This window comes from Variovorax sp. YR216, from assembly GCF_900107745.1.
Classification (GTDB): Bacteria; Pseudomonadota; Gammaproteobacteria; order Burkholderiales; family Burkholderiaceae_C; genus Variovorax.
In genome coordinates, this window is record NZ_FNRO01000004.1 from 69,063 (window position 1) to 89,595 (window position 20,533).

Annotated in this window: 14 protein-coding genes; 5 read left to right on the top strand and 9 right to left on the bottom strand. The window is 58.3% G+C overall.

Annotation, left to right across the window (positions count from 1 at the left end; translation table 11 throughout):
- Positions 1-9 precede the first annotated feature (9 nt).
- From BLW05_RS13600 to BLW05_RS13615, 4 genes are all read right to left on the bottom strand, one after another.
- Positions 10-1,572: a long-chain-fatty-acid--CoA ligase gene (locus BLW05_RS13600; RefSeq protein ID WP_093163293.1), complete on the bottom strand. Its 1,563-nt coding sequence runs from the start codon at positions 1,570-1,572 to the stop codon at positions 10-12.
- On the bottom strand, positions 1,569-2,375 hold the full coding sequence (locus BLW05_RS13605) for a crotonase/enoyl-CoA hydratase family protein (protein WP_093163295.1): 807 nt from the start codon (positions 2,373-2,375) through the stop codon (positions 1,569-1,571). Before BLW05_RS13605 ends, BLW05_RS13600 begins: the two co-directional genes overlap by 4 nt.
- Before the next feature lie 11 nt (positions 2,376-2,386).
- Complete coding sequence (locus BLW05_RS13610) at positions 2,387-3,367, bottom strand: 3-hydroxyacyl-CoA dehydrogenase NAD-binding domain-containing protein (protein ID WP_093163297.1); 981 nt, start codon at positions 3,365-3,367, stop codon at positions 2,387-2,389.
- A gap of 65 nt (positions 3,368-3,432) precedes the next feature.
- Complete coding sequence (locus BLW05_RS13615) at positions 3,433-4,326, bottom strand: beta-keto acid cleavage family enzyme (RefSeq protein ID WP_093163299.1); 894 nt, start codon at positions 4,324-4,326, stop codon at positions 3,433-3,435.
- 280 nt (positions 4,327-4,606) lie between these two features.
- Here BLW05_RS13615 and BLW05_RS13620 point away from each other — a divergent pair, with 280 nt between their 5' ends.
- Positions 4,607-6,013 carry a competence protein CoiA family protein gene (locus tag BLW05_RS13620; protein WP_093163301.1) on the top strand — a complete coding sequence of 469 codons (1,407 nt, stop codon included), beginning with the start codon at positions 4,607-4,609 and terminating at the stop codon, positions 6,011-6,013.
- A 251-nt stretch (positions 6,014-6,264) separates the two neighbouring features.
- On the top strand, positions 6,265-7,353 hold the full coding sequence (locus BLW05_RS13625; RefSeq protein ID WP_093163302.1) for a helix-turn-helix domain-containing protein: 1,089 nt from the start codon (positions 6,265-6,267) through the stop codon (positions 7,351-7,353).
- Between the two features lie 410 nt (positions 7,354-7,763).
- Here BLW05_RS13625 and BLW05_RS35385 read toward each other — a convergent pair whose 3' ends face one another.
- Both BLW05_RS35385 and BLW05_RS36790 read right to left on the bottom strand, forming a co-directional pair.
- The gene (locus tag BLW05_RS35385) at positions 7,764-8,225 is read right to left on the bottom strand and encodes a P-loop NTPase family protein (protein WP_143044828.1); all 462 of its coding nucleotides are present in this window, start codon (positions 8,223-8,225) and stop codon (positions 7,764-7,766) included.
- 236 nt (positions 8,226-8,461) lie between these two features.
- The gene (locus BLW05_RS36790; protein ID WP_371126940.1) at positions 8,462-9,130 is read right to left on the bottom strand and encodes an alpha-ketoglutarate-dependent dioxygenase AlkB; all 669 of its coding nucleotides are present in this window, start codon (positions 9,128-9,130) and stop codon (positions 8,462-8,464) included.
- On the opposite strand from BLW05_RS36790, the gene imuA reads away from it, so the two are divergent.
- From imuA to BLW05_RS13650, 3 genes are read left to right on the top strand one after another with little or no spacing between them, the layout of a single operon-like run.
- Positions 9,129-9,932: a translesion DNA synthesis-associated protein ImuA gene (gene imuA, locus BLW05_RS13640; protein WP_143044837.1), complete on the top strand. Its 804-nt coding sequence runs from the start codon at positions 9,129-9,131 to the stop codon at positions 9,930-9,932. The two genes, BLW05_RS36790 and imuA, sit on opposite strands and share 2 nt — an antisense overlap.
- Entirely contained in the window at positions 9,877-11,190 is a 1,314-nt protein-coding gene (locus BLW05_RS13645; RefSeq protein ID WP_177142654.1) for a Y-family DNA polymerase, read from the top strand. The genes imuA and BLW05_RS13645 overlap by 56 nt, the downstream gene beginning before the upstream one ends.
- Entirely contained in the window at positions 11,187-14,300 is a 3,114-nt protein-coding gene (locus BLW05_RS13650; RefSeq protein ID WP_093163307.1) for an error-prone DNA polymerase, read from the top strand. Before BLW05_RS13645 ends, BLW05_RS13650 begins: the two co-directional genes overlap by 4 nt.
- 541 nt (positions 14,301-14,841) lie before the next feature.
- Here the strand turns inward: BLW05_RS13650 and BLW05_RS35390 are convergent.
- From BLW05_RS35390 to BLW05_RS13660, 3 genes are read right to left on the bottom strand one after another with little or no spacing between them, the layout of a single operon-like run.
- A complete protein-coding gene (locus BLW05_RS35390; protein WP_143044829.1) occupies positions 14,842-17,142 on the bottom strand; it encodes a hypothetical protein in 2,301 nt (766 codons plus the stop codon).
- Positions 17,139-19,121, bottom strand: coding sequence for a hypothetical protein (locus BLW05_RS35395; protein ID WP_143044830.1), 1,983 nt, complete (start codon positions 19,119-19,121; stop codon positions 17,139-17,141). Before BLW05_RS35395 ends, BLW05_RS35390 begins: the two co-directional genes overlap by 4 nt.
- Positions 19,108-20,496, bottom strand: a complete 1,389-nt coding sequence (locus BLW05_RS13660; RefSeq protein WP_093163310.1) for a tyrosine-type recombinase/integrase — start codon at positions 20,494-20,496, stop codon at positions 19,108-19,110. The genes BLW05_RS35395 and BLW05_RS13660 overlap by 14 nt, the downstream gene beginning before the upstream one ends.
- Positions 20,497-20,533 lie beyond the last annotated feature (37 nt).

The window sequence follows — 20,533 nt, forward strand, 5'->3', positions numbered from 1 at the left end:
TCTGAACCCTCACTGCTGCCATTGCTGGCGCAACTCTTTGCGCAGCACCTTGCCCACAGCGCTCTTGGGAAGCGCGGGCATGAAATGGATGGTCTTTGGGCACTTGTAAGCAGCCAACTGGCTGCGCAGGCGACCAATCAGTTCTTCCGCAGTCACTACGGCGCCCGGGCGCAGTACGACTGCGGCGACGACGCGCTCCACCCACTGCGGGTCGGGAACGCCGAACACGGCTGCCTCGAGCACGTCCGGGTCACGGAACAGATATCCCTCGACCTCGGTGGGGAAGACGTTCTCCCCACCGGTGACCACCATGTCGTTCTTCCGGTCGATGATGTAGAGGAAGCCCTCGTTGTCGAAGTACCCGAGGTCCCCCGTTTTGAGCCAACCGTCGTTGAGGACCTTCTTGGTGGCCTCGTCGTTCAGCCAGTAGCCCTTCATCAAATCGGCGCTGCGTACTTCGATTTCCCCGACACCGCCGGGAGCAACCTCGCCTGAGACGTCATCGACCAGGCGAATCTCGTGACCGGTGAACGGACGGCCACACGAGGCAAGCAGGTGCTCGCCTTCAGGCTCCTGCGCTCTGCGATGGGCCTCCGGACCAAGCACGGTCACGACTCCCGCTTCGGTCGAGCCGTAGCCTTGTGCGAAGCCGCACCGGGGAAACGCCAGCATCGCGCGGCGCAGCAGGTCGGCCGGCATCGAGGACGCTGCGTAAAAAAGCAGACGCACCCGACTCAGGTCTGTCGTGCTGGCAGCGGGATGGGCGAGGAGCGCGCCAATCATGGTCGGGACCAGATGCACGTTCGTGATGTGACGCGCCTCCATCTCGCGCAGCAACGTCCCGGGTTCGAACTCAGAGAGAAGCAGCGTCGTGCAGCCGGTGGCGAAACTCGGGAAGAGGTGGTACCACATGCCGCCGGCGTGGAAGAGCGGCATGACCGCGAGCGTGTGGTCTTGCGGAACGAGTTCGAGCATCTCGGTCGCGGCAGTCCTGCAGTTCCCGAGCGCACCGGCATGCGTGATTGCGACGCCTTTGGGCTCACCGGTGGTGCCACTGGTGTAAATCAGGCAGAGGACGTCCTCAGGCAGAACGGTCACGGTCGTCTCTACCGCCTCACCGGTCGCGAGGAGAGCTTCGTATTCAGTCCACCCGGTGGGCGCATTTCCCAGCGCAACGAACTTCTTCACAGAAGGGAGTTGCGCCTGAATTTGGTCGACCACTGGAAGGTGCGTCTCATCCACGATGAGCACCTCAGGCGCGCTGTGGTTGATGAGCTTGGCGACTTCCTTCGGTGCGAGGCGCCAGTTCAGCGGCACGACGATGACGCCTGCTTTGGCAAGGCCGTAGACCTCGAGGTACTCAGGTCGATTCTTGGAAAGGATGGCGACGCGGCTGCCCTTGCCAACGCCCTGCGCGGCGACCGCAGCACACAGTTGGTTCACGCGAGCGTTGAAGTCGTAGAACGTGACAGTACGTCCGTCCACGGTCTCGAACGCAGTCTTGTTAGCAAGCGACTGCGCGTTTCCGCGCAGCACGTCGCCCAGCGTTCGTGCGGCGGCCAGGGTGGTCATCCTCGTACCACCTTCCCAGCCTTGCGCTCGAGGAAGTCGCGCAGCCGACGCTTGGCCTCGTCGTCATTCTGCGCAAGGGTGACCATCAGCATTTCCGTGAAGAGGCCGGACTGGGGGTCTTGCTCGACGATGCGAGGAATGGCCTGGATGACTGCGAAGTTCGCGAGAGGAGCGTTCTTGGCAATCTTCTCCGCGACGGCGATGGCCTTCTCCAGACCTTCTCCAGGCTCGGTCAGATACTGCGAGAAGCGGAGCAGTGTGTGGCCCTCTTCCGCCTCGTACACGCGACCGGAAAGCATCATGTCGATGACGGTCGATGCGCCGAACATGCGGGGGAGGCGCACCGACCCACCGGACCCAAGGAAGATGCCTCGGGTACCTTCCGGAAGTGCATAGAACGCGGTGCGCTCGGCGACGCGAATGTGCGTTGCGGCAGCAAGCTCCAAACCGCCACCGATGACTGCACCGTGAAGTACCGAGATGACGGGAACCTTGCAGAACTGAATCGTGTCGTTCAGGCGCTGACCAATGGCCGCAGTGTCAAAGCTCTCTTGTGTGCTGGCTTCCTTCAGTTCATTGAGGTCGAGACCAGCACAGAAGTTGTCGCCGGCGCCGTGCAGGACGATGCCGCGCACTTCGGAGGGGATGGTGCTAAAGAGGGTCTGAAGGCCGAGCACAAGCTCGTCGCTCAGGGAGTTGCGCTTCTCTGGTCGGTTGAGTGCAACCAGGGCGATGGCGTTGCGCAGCTCGACTTTGATGCACGCCGGCAGCGCGACAGGCCAGGTGAATGATTCTTGGGACACGGGGATTCCTTTCAAGAGCGCCGAGGCTCGTTCTTCTCAGCTGCTGCTTGCAGCCTCACTACGTCAACGAGTTGCTGGTCACGCCACCCGACCCAATCCGAAATGGGCTGACCGTCGGAGACTTCGTTGCCCGCGGCCACCAGGCGCGCTTTCACTTCAGCAGTGAGCTTCGGTTGGCCAAGGGGGGTCCACCACTCCTCGATGGCCTTGCCTGCGTGGTCCAGAATTCCCTTCATGCCGCCAGGACCGCCGGCAAGATGCAGCGTCAGCAGGCTGCCCATCAGCGTCCAGCGAGGACCCAGGCCATACTTGACCGCAGCGTCGATGTCTTTGGCACTCGCGATGCCCTCCAGAAAGCAATGGACGGCCTCCCGCACTAGAGCGAACTGGAGGCGGTTGGTCATGTGACCGCTTGCCTCGACATTCAGGCGAATCGGCTGCTTGCCAACGTAACGCGAGAAGTCAATGGCCCACTCGACGACCTCGGGGGCCGTCTCCCGCCCACCCACGACTTCGACAAGCGGAATCAGGTGCGACGGATTGAACGGATGGACGACTACGAAGCGCTCGGGGTGCTCACAGGACGCTTGCAGTTGAGACGGCGGGATGCCTCCGGTGCTGGACAGAATGATTTTGTCGGGCGGAGATGCGGCATCGATTTCCGCCAGCACTTTCGCCTTGAGCTCTGGCTTCTCGGGGATGTTTTCCTGCACGAGGTCTGCCACGCGAGCTGCGGCCGCGGGCGAATCAACAAAGCTCAATTTCTGAAGCGGCGGCACCGGAGCGTTCGCGACTCCAAGCTCCACTAGTGCAGGCCACGCATCGGCAATGAACGACCGTGCAACGGCTTCAGCATTCGGACTTGGGTCATGCGCGACCACGGCAATATCGTGCGCCAGGAACAGCGCGGCCCAGCTCGCGCCAACCGAGCCGGTTCCGATGACGGCGACGGTCCTGATTTCTTCCGGGCGAAGATAGGTTTCTTTGGGCATAGGGACACCAAGCCGGCGCGACGCGCCGGTACTCAGACAGTTGCTATTGGGGGAGGGAACCGCGCTCAGCGCAGCGGACGGAGGCCCATGATTTCGCGGGCCTCCGCGGGCGTCGCGGGCTCGAAGCCCAGCTCGCGAACGATTCGGACCATTCGCTTGACGAGTGCGACGTTGGTCGCGTGTTCGCCTTGGGCGTAGTACAGGTTGTCTTCGAGGCCGACGCGGACATGGCCGCCGAGCAGCAGCGACTGCGTGGTCGCCGGCATTTGCGCCTGACCGATGGCACTGACGTTGAAGACCGAGTCCTTGGGCAGATGGTCGACCATCATCTGCAGGATGCGCGGCGTGTATGGCAGCGCTCCCTGGAAGGCAGTCACGCCAAGAACGATGTTGATGAAGTACGGCGGCTCGTCGAGACCTTCCGCAATTGCGCGGCCGACGTCCTGGATGATGTCCTCAAGGCTGAAGACCTCCCACTCGGGCTTGATGCCCCGAGCCTTCATCATTTCAGCGAGCTGGCGCGTACGCTTTGGCGTTGTCGGCACCAGGATTTCCTTGCCGCCAAAGCTTGCGCAGATGGTCTGCGCGTCCAGTGTGCACATCTCGACGCCGGGCGCTTCCATTCCCTTGACGCGCTCGTCGAAGTTGATTTCCCACAGCCCGTTGTTGAGCTGGTGAATCATGTCGCCGTTGATGCCCCCGCCGGTGGAGTTGTTCAGAACGATGTCGCACTTCGCGCGAATCAGCTCGTTCATCCGACCGTAGACCTTGGGGTCGCACGTTGCCTCGTCGTCGCTGGCCCTGCGAGCATGCAAAGCGACCACGGAAGCACCCTCGTTGTAGCAGTCGTAGACGTCAGCCGCGATTTCGTCGGGCTGGGTCGGCAGATGAGGATTCTGTTTCTTGCTCGCCATGCCGCCGGTGGGTGCGACGGTGACGATGACCTTGGGCTTGCTCATTGCTTGTCTCCTTCGAGTCTGCGCACTTGGTGTACGCGTTGCGTTGGAGACAATGCTAGTCAGAGGGGGGTTATCTGAATAATGCCTGCGAAGGATACTGGCTATCCAGTATTCGGGTAACAGAGCCCCGAGGTGCGTTCAGCGCCAATTGGGGACAGCCGTGTCTCAGGGCTGCTTTGGAGAGAAAGGCTGCAATGTCCGTTCCTGCCCGATACCGGAGGTCGACGGAGTCGCTCAATAATCGTCGCCTCATCATGCTGAGCGAACTCGAGTTCGAGCCGTGAAAATTCCCTTTGCCGTAACCGCTGGAGACTACCTCGTAGCTGCGACCGGACTCGTCGAAGGCGCCCCTGGTCCGTTCTTCTGTGCCGCTTGCCAAAAGCCGGTGACCCTAAAACAAGGCAAGCAGCGAATATGGCACTTCGCGCATCGAGCAGGCTCGGACTGCAAGACAGGATTCGAGACGGCGGTGCACCTCTTTGCCAAGCAAATCTTGGTGGAGGCGCGGCATCTTAGAACGCCCGCCATGGTGTGTCAGGTGTCGCCGTTTGGACGCAGCGTCACGCTGCGGGACGCAGAAACTCGAACGTGGGTAGGGCCTGGAGAAGTCGAGAAGTGGCTGGGAGGTTTTCGCCCCGACGTTGTGCTCCCAGGACAGGCACCGCTCATCGTAGAAGTGGCTGTCACGCACCTCTGCGATGACGCTAAGCGTCAGAAGCTCAGTGACCTTGGTATTCCCGCCATCGAAATCGACTTGTCTTCTGTTTCACGGGATATCACGGAAGGACCTCTTCGGGAACTGATTCTGGAGAACCTTGAGTGCAAGCGTTGGATTTTCCATGAGGGCGAAGCCGAAACCCTCGAGCTGCTTCGGGCCGAGCGAGCTGAGGAGGACGCGCGACTTGCACACGAGGAAACCGAGGCTCAGGCACGACGTCGCTTGGCCGAGGCCGAGCGGTTCAAGGAGGACCAACGGAGGATGCAAGCCTTGCAGGAGCGCGAGACGGAAAGGTGGCGGAGAGCGCGGCAGGCAGACAGGAGACTCCGCGAGAGCTCCAACGAACGCAAATTGGCGTTTGTGTCATCCAAGCTTGGCTTCCCTCGTGAATGGCCGCCTGAATTGGACGTAGACGTGCGTGGCTCGTCCGCAATCGGCGCGCCCCACCGAATCTGGCAAGGCGACCTGTTTCGACGACACATTATCGGTAGTACCCCCAAGGGACCGACAGACGTCGAGGTCGAATTTGCTGCAGATTGGCTAATCCGGCGCTATGGACTCGAGCCCACGTCGGCAAAGCTAGTTCGCATCGCCATCTGGGATTTCTTCACCTCGCTTGAGCGCAGAGGGTACTTGGCTCGGAAGGTTCGGCAGCGCTTCAACATAAGACGCGACGCCCTTCGGGCGTTCATTCCGAGCGAACCACCGCTGCTGTTCTGGGCCAAAAATCAGCCGTCGCAGAAGCGCTTCCTGGAAGCGGCTGAAGCATCTGGCATCCGCGCATCTGACGAAAGGCTCCAACACCTTCACGCAGAACTGACCTCTACGGATACCCGACTCTCAGAGCTGGATTGCATGCGTAGGGTCGCCGCGGAGCTGCAAATGAACTTGGAGGCGGCAGCCGCCTTTCTCAGGCGGGCTGGAGTGCTCGTCCAATTTGGACAGGAGAAATTGTGCAGCGACCGGTAGGCGGCTTCGACGCGGCCACGGCTGACAGGCCTAAGGTCGGACCAATGGTACGTAGGGGCCGGTGCGCCAGTTGGTACTAGGTCGGCGAGGGTCGGAGCTCCAAATGTCGACGTCTGGCCTTGCCGGTCGTAGCAGCCGCTGACGTACGGCAGGAAGCAATCTCGCATCTTTCCCTCAATCGGCAGCGTTTCACCAACAGGTATGCTGAATAGGGCGGGCACAACCTGTGCGACATCTAACTTGGAAGATTGATGGCAACTACGTACTGTCTGGAGCAAGCGATTCTTGGCCCCAGGAAGAGCGTTCCAATTACCGAGGACGAGTTTTTAGCGTTGAAGCAAGCGAGAAGCACGCTCTCCGAAGCACTGGACTTCGAGCAGCGGTACGAGCTACTCGTCGCCAGCTTCATCTCGATGGAGATGGCGTTCACTGAAATTGGTCTTCGGTCAACTATCGAGAGAAGTTGGGACTACCCAACGGTCGCTAGAGTTCTACAAGAATCCAATCGGCATCTTGCGAACATCCTGACGGCGGCACGAAGCTACATCGACCAAGTAGTTCAAGACTTCAAACCTATAGCGCTTGCGCCAAGCTTCGAAGATGCGGCCAAGGCGATGCTCTCGAAGCAGTACGACGGGTCGCTTGAGTATCGCTTCATGGAGGCATTAAGGAACCACACACAGCACCATTCCTTTCCGGCAACCAGCTTCAACGGCAATGAGCTGAACGACGACGCCAACGATTGGGTGGAAAGCCTCCGAGTGACCGCAAAGCGGGAGGAGTTGTTCGCGAACAGGAAGTTCAAGAGGAAATACTTAGACGACCTTCCGGAAGTCATCGACCTGAGAATCACGAGCCGTGAGTATGTCCGCCGCATCGGAGAAGTTCACATCGCGCTGCGAGAGCTTGTCAATCCCGATGTTCAAGCGGCACGCAAGACCATTGAGCAGAGCATTGACGCCTATGGGGCCGACGGACATCCGACACTCGGACTGTGCGCACGCAGCGAAGGCGATGTCGGCGAGCGGGTCAGTGTTTTCACGGATTGGGATGATGTCCGCGTCAAGCTCGCCAGGAAGAATGACCGTCCACCTGACTTGTGGCCAAGACCACGCGGCTACGACGTCACCTCAGAAGACATTCGAGGTGCCCGGCTGGCCCGCGGTCAATCCGTCAAAGATGCCGCGAGGAAGGTTGGCATTCCGCCACTTCAATGGGAAAGGTACGAGGCCGGCCTGCGCATTCCGTTTTGCATACACACGCTCCATCTTCTCCAAGCAGGAGAGCACGCGACCCATACACTGGAGCCGCGGATGCGACCCTCAGAACGAGGGGCTTGACCGGTGTGCAGCCAGCGCCCGAGGCGGTCCAGTTCATCTCGCTGTGCAGCGACGGGAAATGGATTTGAGCGGGAACCGCGAGACCTGAGGAGGGACCGAGCGCGAAAGAAAGCGTCAGGCCGACAACCTGCCACTGCCTGTTATTCGCGCAATAAGCTCTCGCCGCTTGGCATCAAGGCGACCTTGCATACGGTCAAAGACCCTGTCGACCGAGAACGAAACCCCTGTGCGGAGGTACTCGGCCCAAGCGGCGTCACCGCGTTTATAGAAGTCATCAGGTTGCGACGATGACGCTCGCGCGTTTGGTCCGTTGTCGACCACCAAGCTCTTGGCGCCCGCCTCAATGCCAAATGCGGCTTCACCCTCCGAAGCCTTCTCGGCATCAACTCGGCTTTGCCGATTCGACCTCTTCATTTCTGCTCTTCAGAAGCACCTAGGGTCTCCAATGCCGCGTGGAGTCGCGCAAGTGCCGCCATTGCTTGCTCCCTCGTGTGCACGTCTCTGGGCTCCGCCGACAGCAGCCTAAGATGCTCGACAAAGGCTAGCAACAGTGGCTCGTCCATCGGCATATGAAAGATGTTTTCGAGAAAATGGCCCTCTGGCTCGAACATCTTGCATTGGCTGCAATACAGCAACCCCGCGGTTGGCGTCAGGGGGCGCGGAGACGAACTAAAGCAGGTGCCGATTCGCGCCGTGAAAGCCTCTTCTGAACGCGTGCTTCCTGCCGCAACCAACCGAGACCATCCCGGATATCCAACACGCTGAGCGACCGCATCGAGTGCCTCATGCATCGAAAGGGAGCGCTGCTTCTTCAGCTTCTGCGCATCGCGTCTCAATTGCTCAATTCGAGCGCTTGAAAAAGTCTTGTCCATGGCCTTGCTCCAAGACCATCAGGCACCATGCGCGCCCACACGCCGAGATACCAGATGGCCAGTTGGAAACAAGTCCAAAGGGAATGAAGATGTCGCTGCCGAGCCCGGCTTCGCAAGTGTGGGCGAGCGAGCCGGCGAACGGCTCCGACTGGAAAGTCTACAGGTCTCGCATCCTCTCTGCAACCAACGAAGGGAGCCGTCTCCAGTTGGGGCGCACGCAATCGTCGCGCATCGGGTTACCTTCGCGTGCGAAAAGTTATCGACCATCTCATCGCCTTCACGGGTGACACGCTATGCTGCCAAGCCCATCGTGCTTGGCCCGCCATCTTGTAGACAGACCGCGGAGCAACATCCATCTCAAGTACCGCGCGCTTCGCGACGTCATCCGGAGGATACGGCCTGAAGCGCAACACAGCGTTGTTGCCCAATGAGACCCCCGCAATGACTTCAAAGTTCGGTACGTCGCGATGCCAACCAAGGGGCGTTCCTGGTACGTACTCGGCTACAAGCGCGTGCACGAGTTCGTCGTGCCGCACGCCCAGCCAGCCGGCGACACGGTCGCGCAGTGGAACTAGCCGTTCGTCCAGGGGTTTGCCCGGGCGAAGCATGTTTGTGTCGTAGTCAAAGGACCCGCCGAAGCTTGCTACCCGGCGCCGCGCCAGGTACTGCTTGTACTGCGCTGCGCAAAGCGGCAGCGAGCGGACGATACCCAGCAAGTACCCCTCCTCCTCCGGGCTCAGGAAGTCCGGCTGATATTCCAAGCCCTCAATCGGACAGGCCAAGTCGGCTTCGGCGAATAACTCCTCTTGCATGTGATTCCCGCTAGCCTTGCTGCGAGCACGAATTCCTACTGACAGATGGTCGCGACGGTGATACTGTATGCCTGTACAGTATTTTAACTCCATGTCCGCCGTTCTTGCTCGCGACACCTCGAGTGCCGCCAATGACCACACAGCCGAGCTTCCGCGCGGCCTTTTGCTGCCCCCTCGGGTTGCCGAGGCCGTTTGGCACGGGAACGAGCTTGGTCTCCGGACAGCGCCAACTGCGCTGACGGGATGGCCAGAGCTAGATGCGGAGCTTCCAGGCGGTGGCTGGCCGCGCCAGTCGCTCTCGGAAGTGCTGACTGCCCAGCCCGCCGTTCTCGAATGGCGGCTGCTTGCCCCTGCGTTGAAGCCAGTCGTCGAAGGCGGTGGCCAAGTCGTCGTCATCGGTCCGCCGCGACATCCTCACCTCCCTGGCCTTCAGCACGTCGGCCTCGACGAGGGGAAGTTCATTTGGATTCAAGCCGACCTACCTGCAGAGCGCCTGTGGACTGCCGAACAGCTCATCAAATCGAACGCCGCGGGTGCCATCATTGCGTGGCTGCCGAAGGCCCGTTCAGAGCAACTTCGCCGCCTTCAGGTTTGCGCTCAGAACTGCGAAGGTCTGGTTTTCATTTGCCGACCGGACGTCGCTCGGCATGAATCGTCTGCAGCCCCGTTGCGAGTTCTGGCATCAGTCGGGCTCGACTGGGAACTGAAGGTGAACATCCTGAAGCGCCGAGGACCCTCGCACGAGCATCCCATCTTGCTCCCTTCCATTCCTGGCGGTTTGGCCTCCGTGCTGACCCCCCGGCTGCGTCGTCCCAGCCGTTTGATTCAAGAGGCCCCCAATGTTGTGGGCAGCCCTGCTGTTGCCACCAGGCCCCGACAACACGCCGCCGCCTGATGACCAACTGCGAGGTGTCTCGATATGGGCGTTGCAGTTCACACCGCGAACGGCCGTCGTCGAGGACGCAGTTGTCATCGAAGTCGAGGCAAGCACGCGGCTCTTCGGGGGCAAGCGCGTCCTGCGCGACCGCGTCATCCAGGGAGCGAGCGAACTAGGCGTTTCCCAGACCGCTTGGGCGCCCACGAGCCTCGCAGCCCTCGCGTTTGCACGAGCGGGCAAGGAGAACGGGGTTCGAGGGTCCTTGACCGCTTTGCTCGATGCCCTACCGATGGGGACTCTATCCGCGGTGCGCCCTCATGTCACCGTTCTCAATCAGCTTGGCTGCCGTACCTTGGGAGATGTGCGTGCACTTCCGCGCGGTGGCATCAGTCGGCGCTTCGACAAGCAGTTGCTTCACGCCCTCGACCAGGCCTACGGCCTTCGACCAGAAGCTCATTCCTGGGTTCAGGTCCCGGAGACGTTCAAGGCTCGCCTCGAGCTGATGGCGCGCGTGGAATCGGCTCCCGCCATTCTGTTTGGCGCGCGTCGCCTACTCGTACAGCTTTGCGGCTGGCTGGCTGCACGCAATTCCGGAACGACCGCTTTCGTCCTGCGCTGGATGCACGACACCATGCGACCTCGGGAGGCCGGCGAAGGCGGAGAGGTGACCATTAGAACTGCTGAGCCGATGCGTAACCTCGAGCACCTGTGCCGCTTGCTGGCAGAGAACTTGGCCAAGGTCGAGCTCGCAGCGCCCGCCGGGGACCTTGAGCTTGAAGCGCTCGACGTGCATCCGCTCGAAGAGACGAGCGCCTCGTTCCTCCCGGACGCAACGCGTCAAGGCGAATCGATGACATTGGTGCTGGAACGCGTCGCCGCGCGGCTGGGGCCTCAGAAGGTCCTGCGTCCGGTCCTGTCAGAGGACCATCGCATGGAATGGATGCAGCACTGGCAGTCCGCTCCGACACCGCTGCCCAAGAAGCGACCGCGACGAAGCCGCTTCCCGCAGCCCACTTTCGCGTTGCCGCAGCCGCTTCGGTTGGCGATGGACGGCAACAGACCCATGTACCAGGGCACGCTGCAGTTGTTGTCCGGGCCGCACCGTGTCGAAGGCGGCTGGTGGCACCGCGTGAAGGTCGAGGAACAGCAGGAAACGCGCAACGTTGTGCGCGACTACTACGTGGCACTCAGCACCCATGCAGGCGTCTTGTGGGTGTTCCAGGAGAGATTGGCCAGAGATGCGACAGCCTGGTACCTGCATGGGTCATTTGCATGAGCAGTGACCCACGCGCAGGCATTCCTGAATATGCCGAACTGCGGTGCCTCACCAACTACTCGTTCCTCAAGGGAGCAAGTTGGCCAGAGGAACTGGTCGAACGAGCCAAGGCGCTGGGCTACACCGCCCTGGCCGTCACCGACGAGTGCACGATGGCGGGCGTGGTGCGCGCACACGTTGCGGGCAAAGAGCATGGACTCAAGGTCCTGTTCGGTAGCCAGTTCCTCGTCACCTGCGACGAGCCGTTTACATTGGTCGTCCTCGCCTGCAATCTCAATGGGTACGGCAACCTCTGCGAGTTCATCACGCACCTGCGCCGCAACGCACCGAAGGGCACGTACCACGTCGCCATCGACGCCATCGACCCCCAGACCATGACGGACTGCGTGGTCCTCGCATCACCGGACCGAGAAGCGACGGACGCTCAGCTTGCGACCATTGCGAGATGGCTGCTCGCGAACTTCACGGGAAGGTGTTGGCTCGGCGTCGAGATGTACCGCGTACTGGACGACGAGATGTGGCTCCATCGCATGCGCCAGGTCAGCGAACTGACCGCGATTCCGCTCGTCGCGTCAGGAGACGTCCGCATGCACGTGCGCTCTCGCAAACCGTTGCACGACGTCATGGCGGCCACGAGGGTCGGGCGACCATTGACAGAGTGCGGCGTGGACCTTGAGGCCAACACCGAGCAGCACCTACGCAGCCGCCTTCAGCTCTCGCAACGCTTTCCTCCAGACCTTCTGGCCGAAACACTGCACGTGGCGGCACGTTGTGAGTTCTCGTTGGAAGAGCTGCGCTACCAGTACCCGAGCGAAGTCGTGCCCGTCGGACACACGCCCACGAGCTATTTGCGTCAGCTCACGTACGACGGTGCCGGGCGCCGTTGGCCGGAAGGAATGCCCGCGAAGGTCCAGACGCAGATTGAGCATGAACTCGACCTCATTCGAGAGCTCGGCTATGAGCACTACTTCCTCACGGTGGCGGACATCGTGCGCTTCGCGCAGTCCCAGCAGATTCTCTGCCAGGGCCGCGGCAGCGCAGCGAACAGCGTGGTTTGCTATTGCATCGGAGTGACGGAGGTCGACCCGGCCCGGATGTCCGTGCTCTTCGAGCGCTTCATCAGCCGCGAACGAAACGAGCCGCCCGACATCGATGTCGACTTCGAGCACCAGCGGCGCGAGGAGGTCATTCAGTACCTCTACACAAAGTACGGCCGCGACCGTGCCGCCCTCACGGCAGTGGTCACGTCGTATCGGGCCAAATCGGCCTTTCGGGATGTCGGCAAGGCGCTTGGCTTCGAGGTTGACCAGCTCGACGCCTTGAGCTCCAACCTGGCATGGTGGGATGGCACGGATGCGATGCAGCAGCGAGTAGCCGAAGCCGGCCTGAATCCCGAGGACCTCGCGGTACAGCAGCTCTTGATGCTGACGGGCCAGCTCATTGGCATGCCTCGGCACATGTCCCAGCACCCGGGCGGCTTCGTTCTTACGAAGGGACCCTTGACACGCATCGTGCCGGTGGAGAACGCGGCCATGGAAGGCCGCACCATTTGCGAATGGGACAAGGACGACCTCGACGCGCTCGGCTTGCTCAAGGTGGACGTCCTGGCGCTGGGGATGCTCTCGGCCATCCGGCGGTCGCTCGAGTTCGTCGGCATGCGCAAGGGTCATGCCTTTGAGATGCAGGACATTCCGGCGGAGGACCCGCAGACCTACGAGATGATTTCCAGGGCCGACACCGTGGGCGTCTTTCAGATTGAGAGTCGCGCTCAGATGTCGATGCTGCCGCGCCTGAAGCCGAGATGCTTCTACGACCTTGTCATCGAGGTCGCCATCGTTCGGCCCGGCCCGATTCAAGGGCAGATGGTCCATCCTTATCTGAACCGTCGGCAAGGCAAAGAGCCCGTGGTCTTCCCGAGCGAGGCACTTCGGGAAGCGCTGGGCCGCACCTTGGGCGTGCCCATCTTCCAGGAGCAGGTGATGCAGGTTGCCATGTTGGCCGCGGGATTCTCGGCCGGCGAAGCCGACCACTTGCGTCGCTCAATGGCAGCCTGGAAGCGCAAAGGCGGCCTGCAGCACTACTACGACAAGATTGTCGACGGCATGACATCGCGCGGCTACGAGCGCAGCTTTGCCGAGCAAATCTTCGAGCAAATCAAGGGCTTCAGCGAGTACGGCTTCCCCGAATCACACGCGGCGAGCTTTGCGCTGCTCGTGTATGCCTCGAGCTGGCTCAAGTGTCACCATCCTGCGGAGTTCTTGGCTGCAATGCTGAATTCGCAGCCGCTCGGGTTCTACTCGCCATCGCAGCTAGTTCAGGACGCGCAGCGACACCACGTAGAAGTCCGCCCTGTTGACGTGATGAGTAGCGATTGGGATTGCACGCTGGAAGACCTTCCAAAGCAGCCCGCAGTGCGCTTGGGACTGCGTCTCATCAAGGGCCTCAAGGAAGCGTCGGTGCTTCGAATACTGGCCGCAAGGGACCGCTCACCGTTTGACGACCCGGAGGAACTGGCTCGCCGGGCCGAGTTGGAACAGCACGAAATGCAGCTGCTCGCGGGAGCTGATGCGCTCAGGAGCCTATCGGGCCACCGGCGGCAGCAGGTCTGGCAAGCATCAGCGCTGCGGCGCCCGCCGAAGCTTTTGAACGACGCTTCAATTGACGAGGATTTCCTTGAGTTACCTGCGGCCCTAGAGGGAGAAGAGGTCGTCCACGACTATGACACGGTGGGACTGACCTTGCGCAGCCACCCACTGGCGCTACTTCGGCCCGCCCTCACCCGCAGGCAACTGCTCAGGGCGGAAGACCTCGAAACCGTGCCGGACGGGCAAATGGTCCGCTACGCCGGCATCGTGACCGTGCGGCAGCAACCCGAGACGGCAAAGGGAACTGTCTTCATCAGCCTGGAAGACGAGACTGGGAACGTGCAGGTCATCGTGTGGAAATCACTTCGAGAGCAACAGCGGCCAGAGGTGTTGCGGGCGCGCCTTCTTGCCGTTTACGGGATGTGGCAGCGGGAAGGTGACGTCAAGAACCTGATTGCTCACAAGTTGGCGGACATGACGCCCCTCCTAGGAAGACTTGCCACTTCATCTAGGGATTTCCAGTAGTCTCGAACGAGCCGTTATCTCCCTTTCCGGCCGCTCGTGAGGGAACGCCCAGCCCTGAAAACCTCAGGACTCTAGAGAATCGCTGGTCCCCTCGACAACGCGAAGCGCGTTTCGCCGCGATTTGACATCTCGTTTTGCCAGGGGCGCACCGGAAGGTGTTCTCCCCTTCGACAGTGCTCGCATTCGCAAAATCAGTTCTCCGCTGGTCGAGTCACGCGCTGCCAGTCGCGTTTCCAACTCAGCCACTCGTGCTCGCAAGCGAGCAATCTCCTGTCGCAACGAGCTTCCCGTAACCTTCTTGCGCTCTAGGATGGCTTTTCGAACGTTCGGGTAGTCGCACCCCTCCGTGCCTATCGGCGTGCGCGAACAGCCTGCCTCTGCGGCAACTGTAGTGATTGAGATTCGCAACCGCCCCTCGGAGGCGGCAACGACTAGGTCTGCGTTCGTCGGCGTTCCTCGTTCCAGTCGCCTCAGCGCCGCCCAGAGGGAATTTTCGAACTCCGACAGCGCAGGGTCGTTCACCCATTCGGGGGGCAATTCACTACTGGACATTTCGCTTTCCTTTTTGTGTTAATCGAATAATCTGAGTGGTTCGGTCAAGTCGTTCGGACAGAACGCGGAACTCCCCTAGGTTCCCTTTGTCAGCCGAAGCTACAGCCCTGCCGAGCTCCTCGCCTCGAGCAATCCAAAACGGGAGATGACTGGGGTCCCAAACGAAGCATGGGCAGCCAGCACACATGCTTGGAGTGCGGACCTCAAAGTTTGGTGCAACGGCGGCCCAAGACTCAGTGTCGCTGAGCTGCTGACACTTTGAAGCCAAAGGCCGAGCTTTAATCAAGCAATTCCCATGGTCCGAAAAGAAAATGCGAAGGTCGTGCAGTCGAACCATGTTCGAGAGAACTTCTTCGCGTTCACCCTTATTCAGCTCTTTCAAGCCCAATGAGTCAAACCACTCCGATATAGGCCCCGCCATTCCACCGTAAATCGGAACCCCGTCGAGCGCCATTGAAAACCAATTCACCGTTTCAGCTGCACGAACAGACTCGGCTTCTTGGCGAAGTCTGAACACGGCTGGAAAATATGCGGATTCGGTTACCGAATCGTTGAAATGTTTGAAATGGTGCTGGACCGAAGGAAGCAACGAAGTGCGAGATTCTAATATATAAGCCGCAAAAGTCTTTCGCCCTTGGCCAGCCCTGATGCACCAACCTCTGCTGTCTCTATATTTCCACAAGTCTTCGGCACGCTCGTTTGTATCCGGCAAATGACTTAGGTCCACCCGAGAATAAACAAATCGCTTCAACCCCACACCTACCGCATTCCTCGAAATCGGCACAACGCTGGACACCGACTGTGGCAATGACTTGGGCTGCGAAAAATTCAAAAACAACTGATTCAACCCCGAAAGCTCTCGCCAAGGCTTAAAAAGCGATTCAACAACTTTAATAGCACGAACCGTTATCGGCAATATTTTTGAACCACAAGGACAACTCCCGATAAGCCATTGCTCTGCTCGCGGCGTGTCAACACCCTTAGAAAGAAGTCCGTGCAAAAAATAGAGCTCCATTGTGCCGGCCTTGTTTAAACGCATCGACACGCAACCAGGAATCAAACTATCACTCGTCTCTGCGATTTTCGGAGAACACACCTCACTAGCTCTTAGACCAACTAAGTACAACAAAATTGTGAGCGCTGCATCACGCACAGTCAGCACCAACTCTCTGAGGATTTGTGTGGGAGATAGCGTGGCTTCGTAGTCAAACTCAGGGCGGACAACCTCCCTCGCCTCTATTTTTCCGTGCCACGGTTCGGTGCCCCCATCCAAAACGGAAAACTCAAAAGAGTGAAGTACGTCGTTCAGGTACTGCCACTGCTGCCTAGGTCCCATTGTGCGAGCAAAATCAAATTCACTGAGATAAAGGCCTTGAAGCCTGAGGACGTCATGACTCTTCTCATCTATCCAGACAATCGCCTCTTCTAGCAACGGCAATGCCACTTCATCCGGTAATGGGGGAGTCCTGTTGACAACATGCTTGGCTAGTTGCTTCGTCACCTCCGCCGCCGAAGCGCCCGAAAAGGCCTCCGCAGGCATCGTTGGCAAGCCGTGAGCAGCGAGCGAGGCTCCTTGCGCGAATATGTAGTAAATGACATTGACTCGAAGAGATGCTTGGCTATAACTCAAGCCCTTTTTCGACACTTCTTCGGGCTTGCCGCATCCCATTACTGGCGTAGAGTGTTCTATGCCATCTGGAACAACTCCTTCGCTATCTTCATCTTCATCGTCGCCTTCGTCGCCTACTTCGCTCCAAGCGAGCAGCTCAATATCGGGGTTCGGTAAAGACTCGTCACTCAGAAAATCCGTCAGCCCTTTGGAAAAGTCAAATTCATAAAATGCTGTTCTGTTCACAATCAGGAGAGGCAAGTCACGCAGGTACTCGCCCTGAACTACATCATTTAATTGCGAAAAATCCTGTAATTCATTAAACACCATCCATTTAAAAAGCTCGCGGATACCGACACTGACGCTCGAAACGCTGGAAGGCTTAAGGCGTGCCCCCCACCAGCTATCCACGGTTATCATTCCCCAGGTCACCTCTTTGCATGACTCCAGGAGGATAGAGTATTTGGACTCTGTACTCTTGGAACCATCGTGGAGCTCGAACTCGAAATTGATACTGATGGTGGGGCTGCCCGGCACTGATGACGCCAGGAACCATTGGTGGTCCTTCCAAAGAGAGATGGCAGAAACTTTAAACATCGGGTCGCGTCTGGCAGAAGCCAGATTTGTTGACTCGCCGGCGTGCGGCGTTGCGAACGGGCCACCCGTTTTTGATGTGTTCATTCAAGTCTCCCGATTGGACCTAAATTCAAAGATTTGGCCGCTTCAACAACTTCAATGCTGAAAGACGGCAACCATTTCGCTCGCAACTTCATTTGCACAGGTCGGTACACAGCGAGCCAACGTTTTACAGGCAAATACTCTTGCGCTAGCTCGGTTTCCCGCAAAAGCTGAAAAGCTCGGGCAAAGGAGTATGGTGAGGTAATATCAAGCGTTGCTAGTGGGCAATCTGGACACCGACCAAACCCTTGGCAAAGGCGTCCTTTTCTCTCGCCTTGGAGCGGCGAGTCAAAAGGGTCCAAGCAGTGCCAGCCAGGAGTTGCTGCTCCCAAATCCGTGTCATCCGGAGCGCCTCTGACGTGGCTTCGTCCGCGTGTAGTCGCCCAGCGCTCCATCGTTCCAGCAACTTCACCAAGTCGCTCGTTCTTCTGAAGCCTGGCGCCGTCACCCTCGTAGTGAAGTGTCACCGTGGAAGAACCGCGACGATGGCCTGCGGCCTCCCGCACACTGACCAAGTCTCCTCCAGTGACCTCACTAACTTTGTTGAGTCCGGTCATCCGGACCTCGGAAATGTTGGTGCGCGCTAATCCATTTTCCCTACAAAACATCTTGAATGCGTGGCGCCAACAGATATCGTCGACGCCAATCCCGGCGGCATTCAAGAAGGCCCTAACTTTCCGCGTATTTCCTGCAAATATGAACAGATAACCGGAGTGCGGCCCAGCCAATGGCCTGATTCCTCTAGTCCACTTTTCTACGAACTTCCAGATTTCCGAAGGGGAGAGAGGGTCTACCGTGTCGACGGCGAAACTCCTAACATAGCTAGAATGGATTCGAGGCTTTTCCCATTCAAAAGCCACGCGCTCCGACCCCTGACCAGTAGTCGCGTCTCCGCGCCCCTCCAACTCGAAGTCATTGGTATCGCCTCGAATGCTGTCGCTGTTGAGTTCTTCGTCTAAAAACTCAAAAATAATCCTGTCAGCCCCTAGGACTGACACGTTCGTGATATTTTCAGATTTGAGGCCCGTCAATGGGCCGGTGTTGGGCTGCGAGTAAATAGCCAACAACAGCATGAAAGGAAAAATTGTTTCGACCGAGGGTGCGAAAGATATCACCACGTCGCGATATCCATGGACGTGCGTTATCGAACCGTCCAACAGTTTATCGACACTTCTTATTTCCTGCCGGGATGGTATGAGATGATTTGGGTATAGCTTGCGCAACTCCCAGAGCACACACGCGCGGTCTTTGTACTTACTTCTATTTTTGACCTGATTGTTTGCCTGAATTGGCGCCCCTTCAAGTATCACCCAGTCTTGCTCTACTTTCTGTTTAATCGCTAAAGCAACCCTTCTTGCAGTTTGGTGCAGCGCTTCCCATTCGACATCGCTCAAGACACGTGTTGGAGTTGTCGCCCGGTGGGCGTCAACAAAGGCGCGATTCCGAAAAATCGCGGGGGATGGCATGCTCCCGTCAGGATTGGCTTGAAAATACATTTCACCGACTAGGCGGCGGGCAAACGCATAGTAGCGCCTGTTCGTATTAGGACTTCTCTTGGCGCCCTGCAGATAATTTCTGTTATTCGCAATCTTGCTCTCGTCCTCTTCAAGCCACGTCTCGAAGGAGTCGATGTACTCTTGACTTAAATCTTGAAGTGCAAAGCTTTCATCATGCTTATGCGCAACAAATTTCCAAAAACCACATTTAAAATCCGAAACCGCGCTACCATAAGCCGAAGGCGCCACGAGGTCAGGAGAGTTTGCATATAGCTGGAAGGCGGTAAGCCAATAGTCTTTGGTTCTCCAGTCTTTAAGCAAACTCTCCAATTCCCCATAGGCTTCTTGGTAGTATGAGAGATTGCCAGCCGGCCCAACGAACGATAACAACCCCTTGCCGATAACAACGCTGCCGGGTTCAGAGGAAATAAGTTTGCGCTGGTCTTCACTGAGTAGCGCAAAACGGGATAATTTACGTCTTGCCATGTAGCGTCGCCATGTATTTGTCACTGGCGATTTGCTCAAACTGGGGAAGAGAGTCTAGATAAATGTTGGTCGTGGTACTTAGATGAGCATGGTCAAGCTGCTTTTGCAAATACACCCAAGGAGCCTTATCTGACTTCCTTCTCGCGAAGTAAGTCCAAACCGTGTAGGTGTGGCGCAGGTCATGAAATACAAAAAGAGGAACCTTTACGTCGTCGGGTGTTGAAACGCCGCCACTCTCTTCAATTCGGACCCGTTGAATTATCTTGGTCAGCCCGCTTTCCATACAAGCCGAACTGAAACGACGTTCGATGGTCCGACGAGAGACCGGCTTACCTCTCGCAAATCCCGAACGCATTGGATTCAGTATTAGTCGGTCAGTCTTAGACCCTGTCCATCGACAAATGCATGAGCGCTCCCCATCGATGTAGGTTAATATTTCAGTAATTAGAGCGCCAGGAAAATCTACACTTCTCTTCCGCCCACCTTTTCTCAGAATATTCCCCACCTGATACAACTCGGTTTGAAGAATGGTTTGCTTTTTGAACGGGTTGAAATTGGATAGAGTCAGCCCAGTAACCTCGAAAAGCCTGAGTCCTGTTTTCAGCGCAATCTCTACCGCGAGCCTATCTCTTGAGGACTCGAGATGGACGATTGGCGCTTTCCTTTCGAAGGCTGGCACAGAGCTATAAAGCGCGGCCAACTCCGAGGGTCGCTTGCCAAGCGCCTTAACCAAGGGGCGCGCTTGGTGTGGAAATATGACCGAGACATGGCTTTTCTCGGTGCTGAGTTTCTCTAGCTTGCGCTTCGGATGACACTCTTTATGCATGAGGCAGTCGCGCCTAACTCCCCCGCCGAAACTGCCAAACTCTACTCGCGCCCATTCGTAGAAGAGAATAATTGCAATCCTACGCCGGTTTATCGTGTTGGTTGAATAGGGCTCCCCCGTCGACGGAGCGGGCGTCGCTCTCATAGTTGAGCAAAACGTATCTAAATGATGCTTTAGGGCCCTATGCCACGGAATATGAAACTCCTCTAAGAAGCGCATCCACTCCTTTAAGTCATCCGCATATGCCCAGCAGGTGTTGAAGAAATTTATTTTGGCCGGACTGAAGTATTCTTCGAAAATAAATAAAAAAACCGGCTCGCAAATGAAGCCGGTTTTTTCATCGAGAACGATAGGGAAATTATCAGGAAGAAGTACAAACTTCGATGAGAACGAAGTCAGACTTCTCCTCACGACCCAACTGGGCGGCTCAATCAGACCGGAGTCAGTGGCATGAACTGGGGGAGCGAGGTCTTCGAGAAGGGTATCGAACAGGTCCACCGCGCGACCCTCACTGAGTTCGTTTGGAGACATAGAAATGAACTGTCCCATCTCTGCCACCTAGGTTGTGAACAAAACGAGTGTCGCA

Coding starts and splice junctions, on each gene's coding strand:
- BLW05_RS13600 (WP_093163293.1), bottom strand. CDS start 1,572: ATGACCACCCTGGCCGCCGCACGAACGCTGGGCGACGTGCTGCGCGGA.
- BLW05_RS13610 (WP_093163297.1), bottom strand. CDS start 3,367: ATGCCCAAAGAAACCTATCTTCGCCCGGAAGAAATCAGGACCGTCGCC.
- BLW05_RS13615 (WP_093163299.1), bottom strand. CDS start 4,326: ATGAGCAAGCCCAAGGTCATCGTCACCGTCGCACCCACCGGCGGCATG.
- BLW05_RS13625 (WP_093163302.1), top strand. CDS start 6,265: ATGGCAACTACGTACTGTCTGGAGCAAGCGATTCTTGGCCCCAGGAAG.
- BLW05_RS35385 (WP_143044828.1), bottom strand. CDS start 8,225: ATGGACAAGACTTTTTCAAGCGCTCGAATTGAGCAATTGAGACGCGAT.
- imuA (WP_143044837.1), top strand. CDS start 9,129: ATGTCCGCCGTTCTTGCTCGCGACACCTCGAGTGCCGCCAATGACCAC.
- BLW05_RS36790 (WP_371126940.1), bottom strand. CDS start 9,130: ATGGAGTTAAAATACTGTACAGGCATACAGTATCACCGTCGCGACCAT.
- BLW05_RS13645 (WP_177142654.1), top strand. CDS start 9,877: ATGTTGTGGGCAGCCCTGCTGTTGCCACCAGGCCCCGACAACACGCCG.
- BLW05_RS13650 (WP_093163307.1), top strand. CDS start 11,187: ATGAGCAGTGACCCACGCGCAGGCATTCCTGAATATGCCGAACTGCGG.
- BLW05_RS35390 (WP_143044829.1), bottom strand. CDS start 17,142: ATGAACACATCAAAAACGGGTGGCCCGTTCGCAACGCCGCACGCCGGC.
- BLW05_RS35395 (WP_143044830.1), bottom strand. CDS start 19,121: ATGGCAAGACGTAAATTATCCCGTTTTGCGCTACTCAGTGAAGACCAG.
- BLW05_RS13660 (WP_093163310.1), bottom strand. CDS start 20,496: ATGGGACAGTTCATTTCTATGTCTCCAAACGAACTCAGTGAGGGTCGC.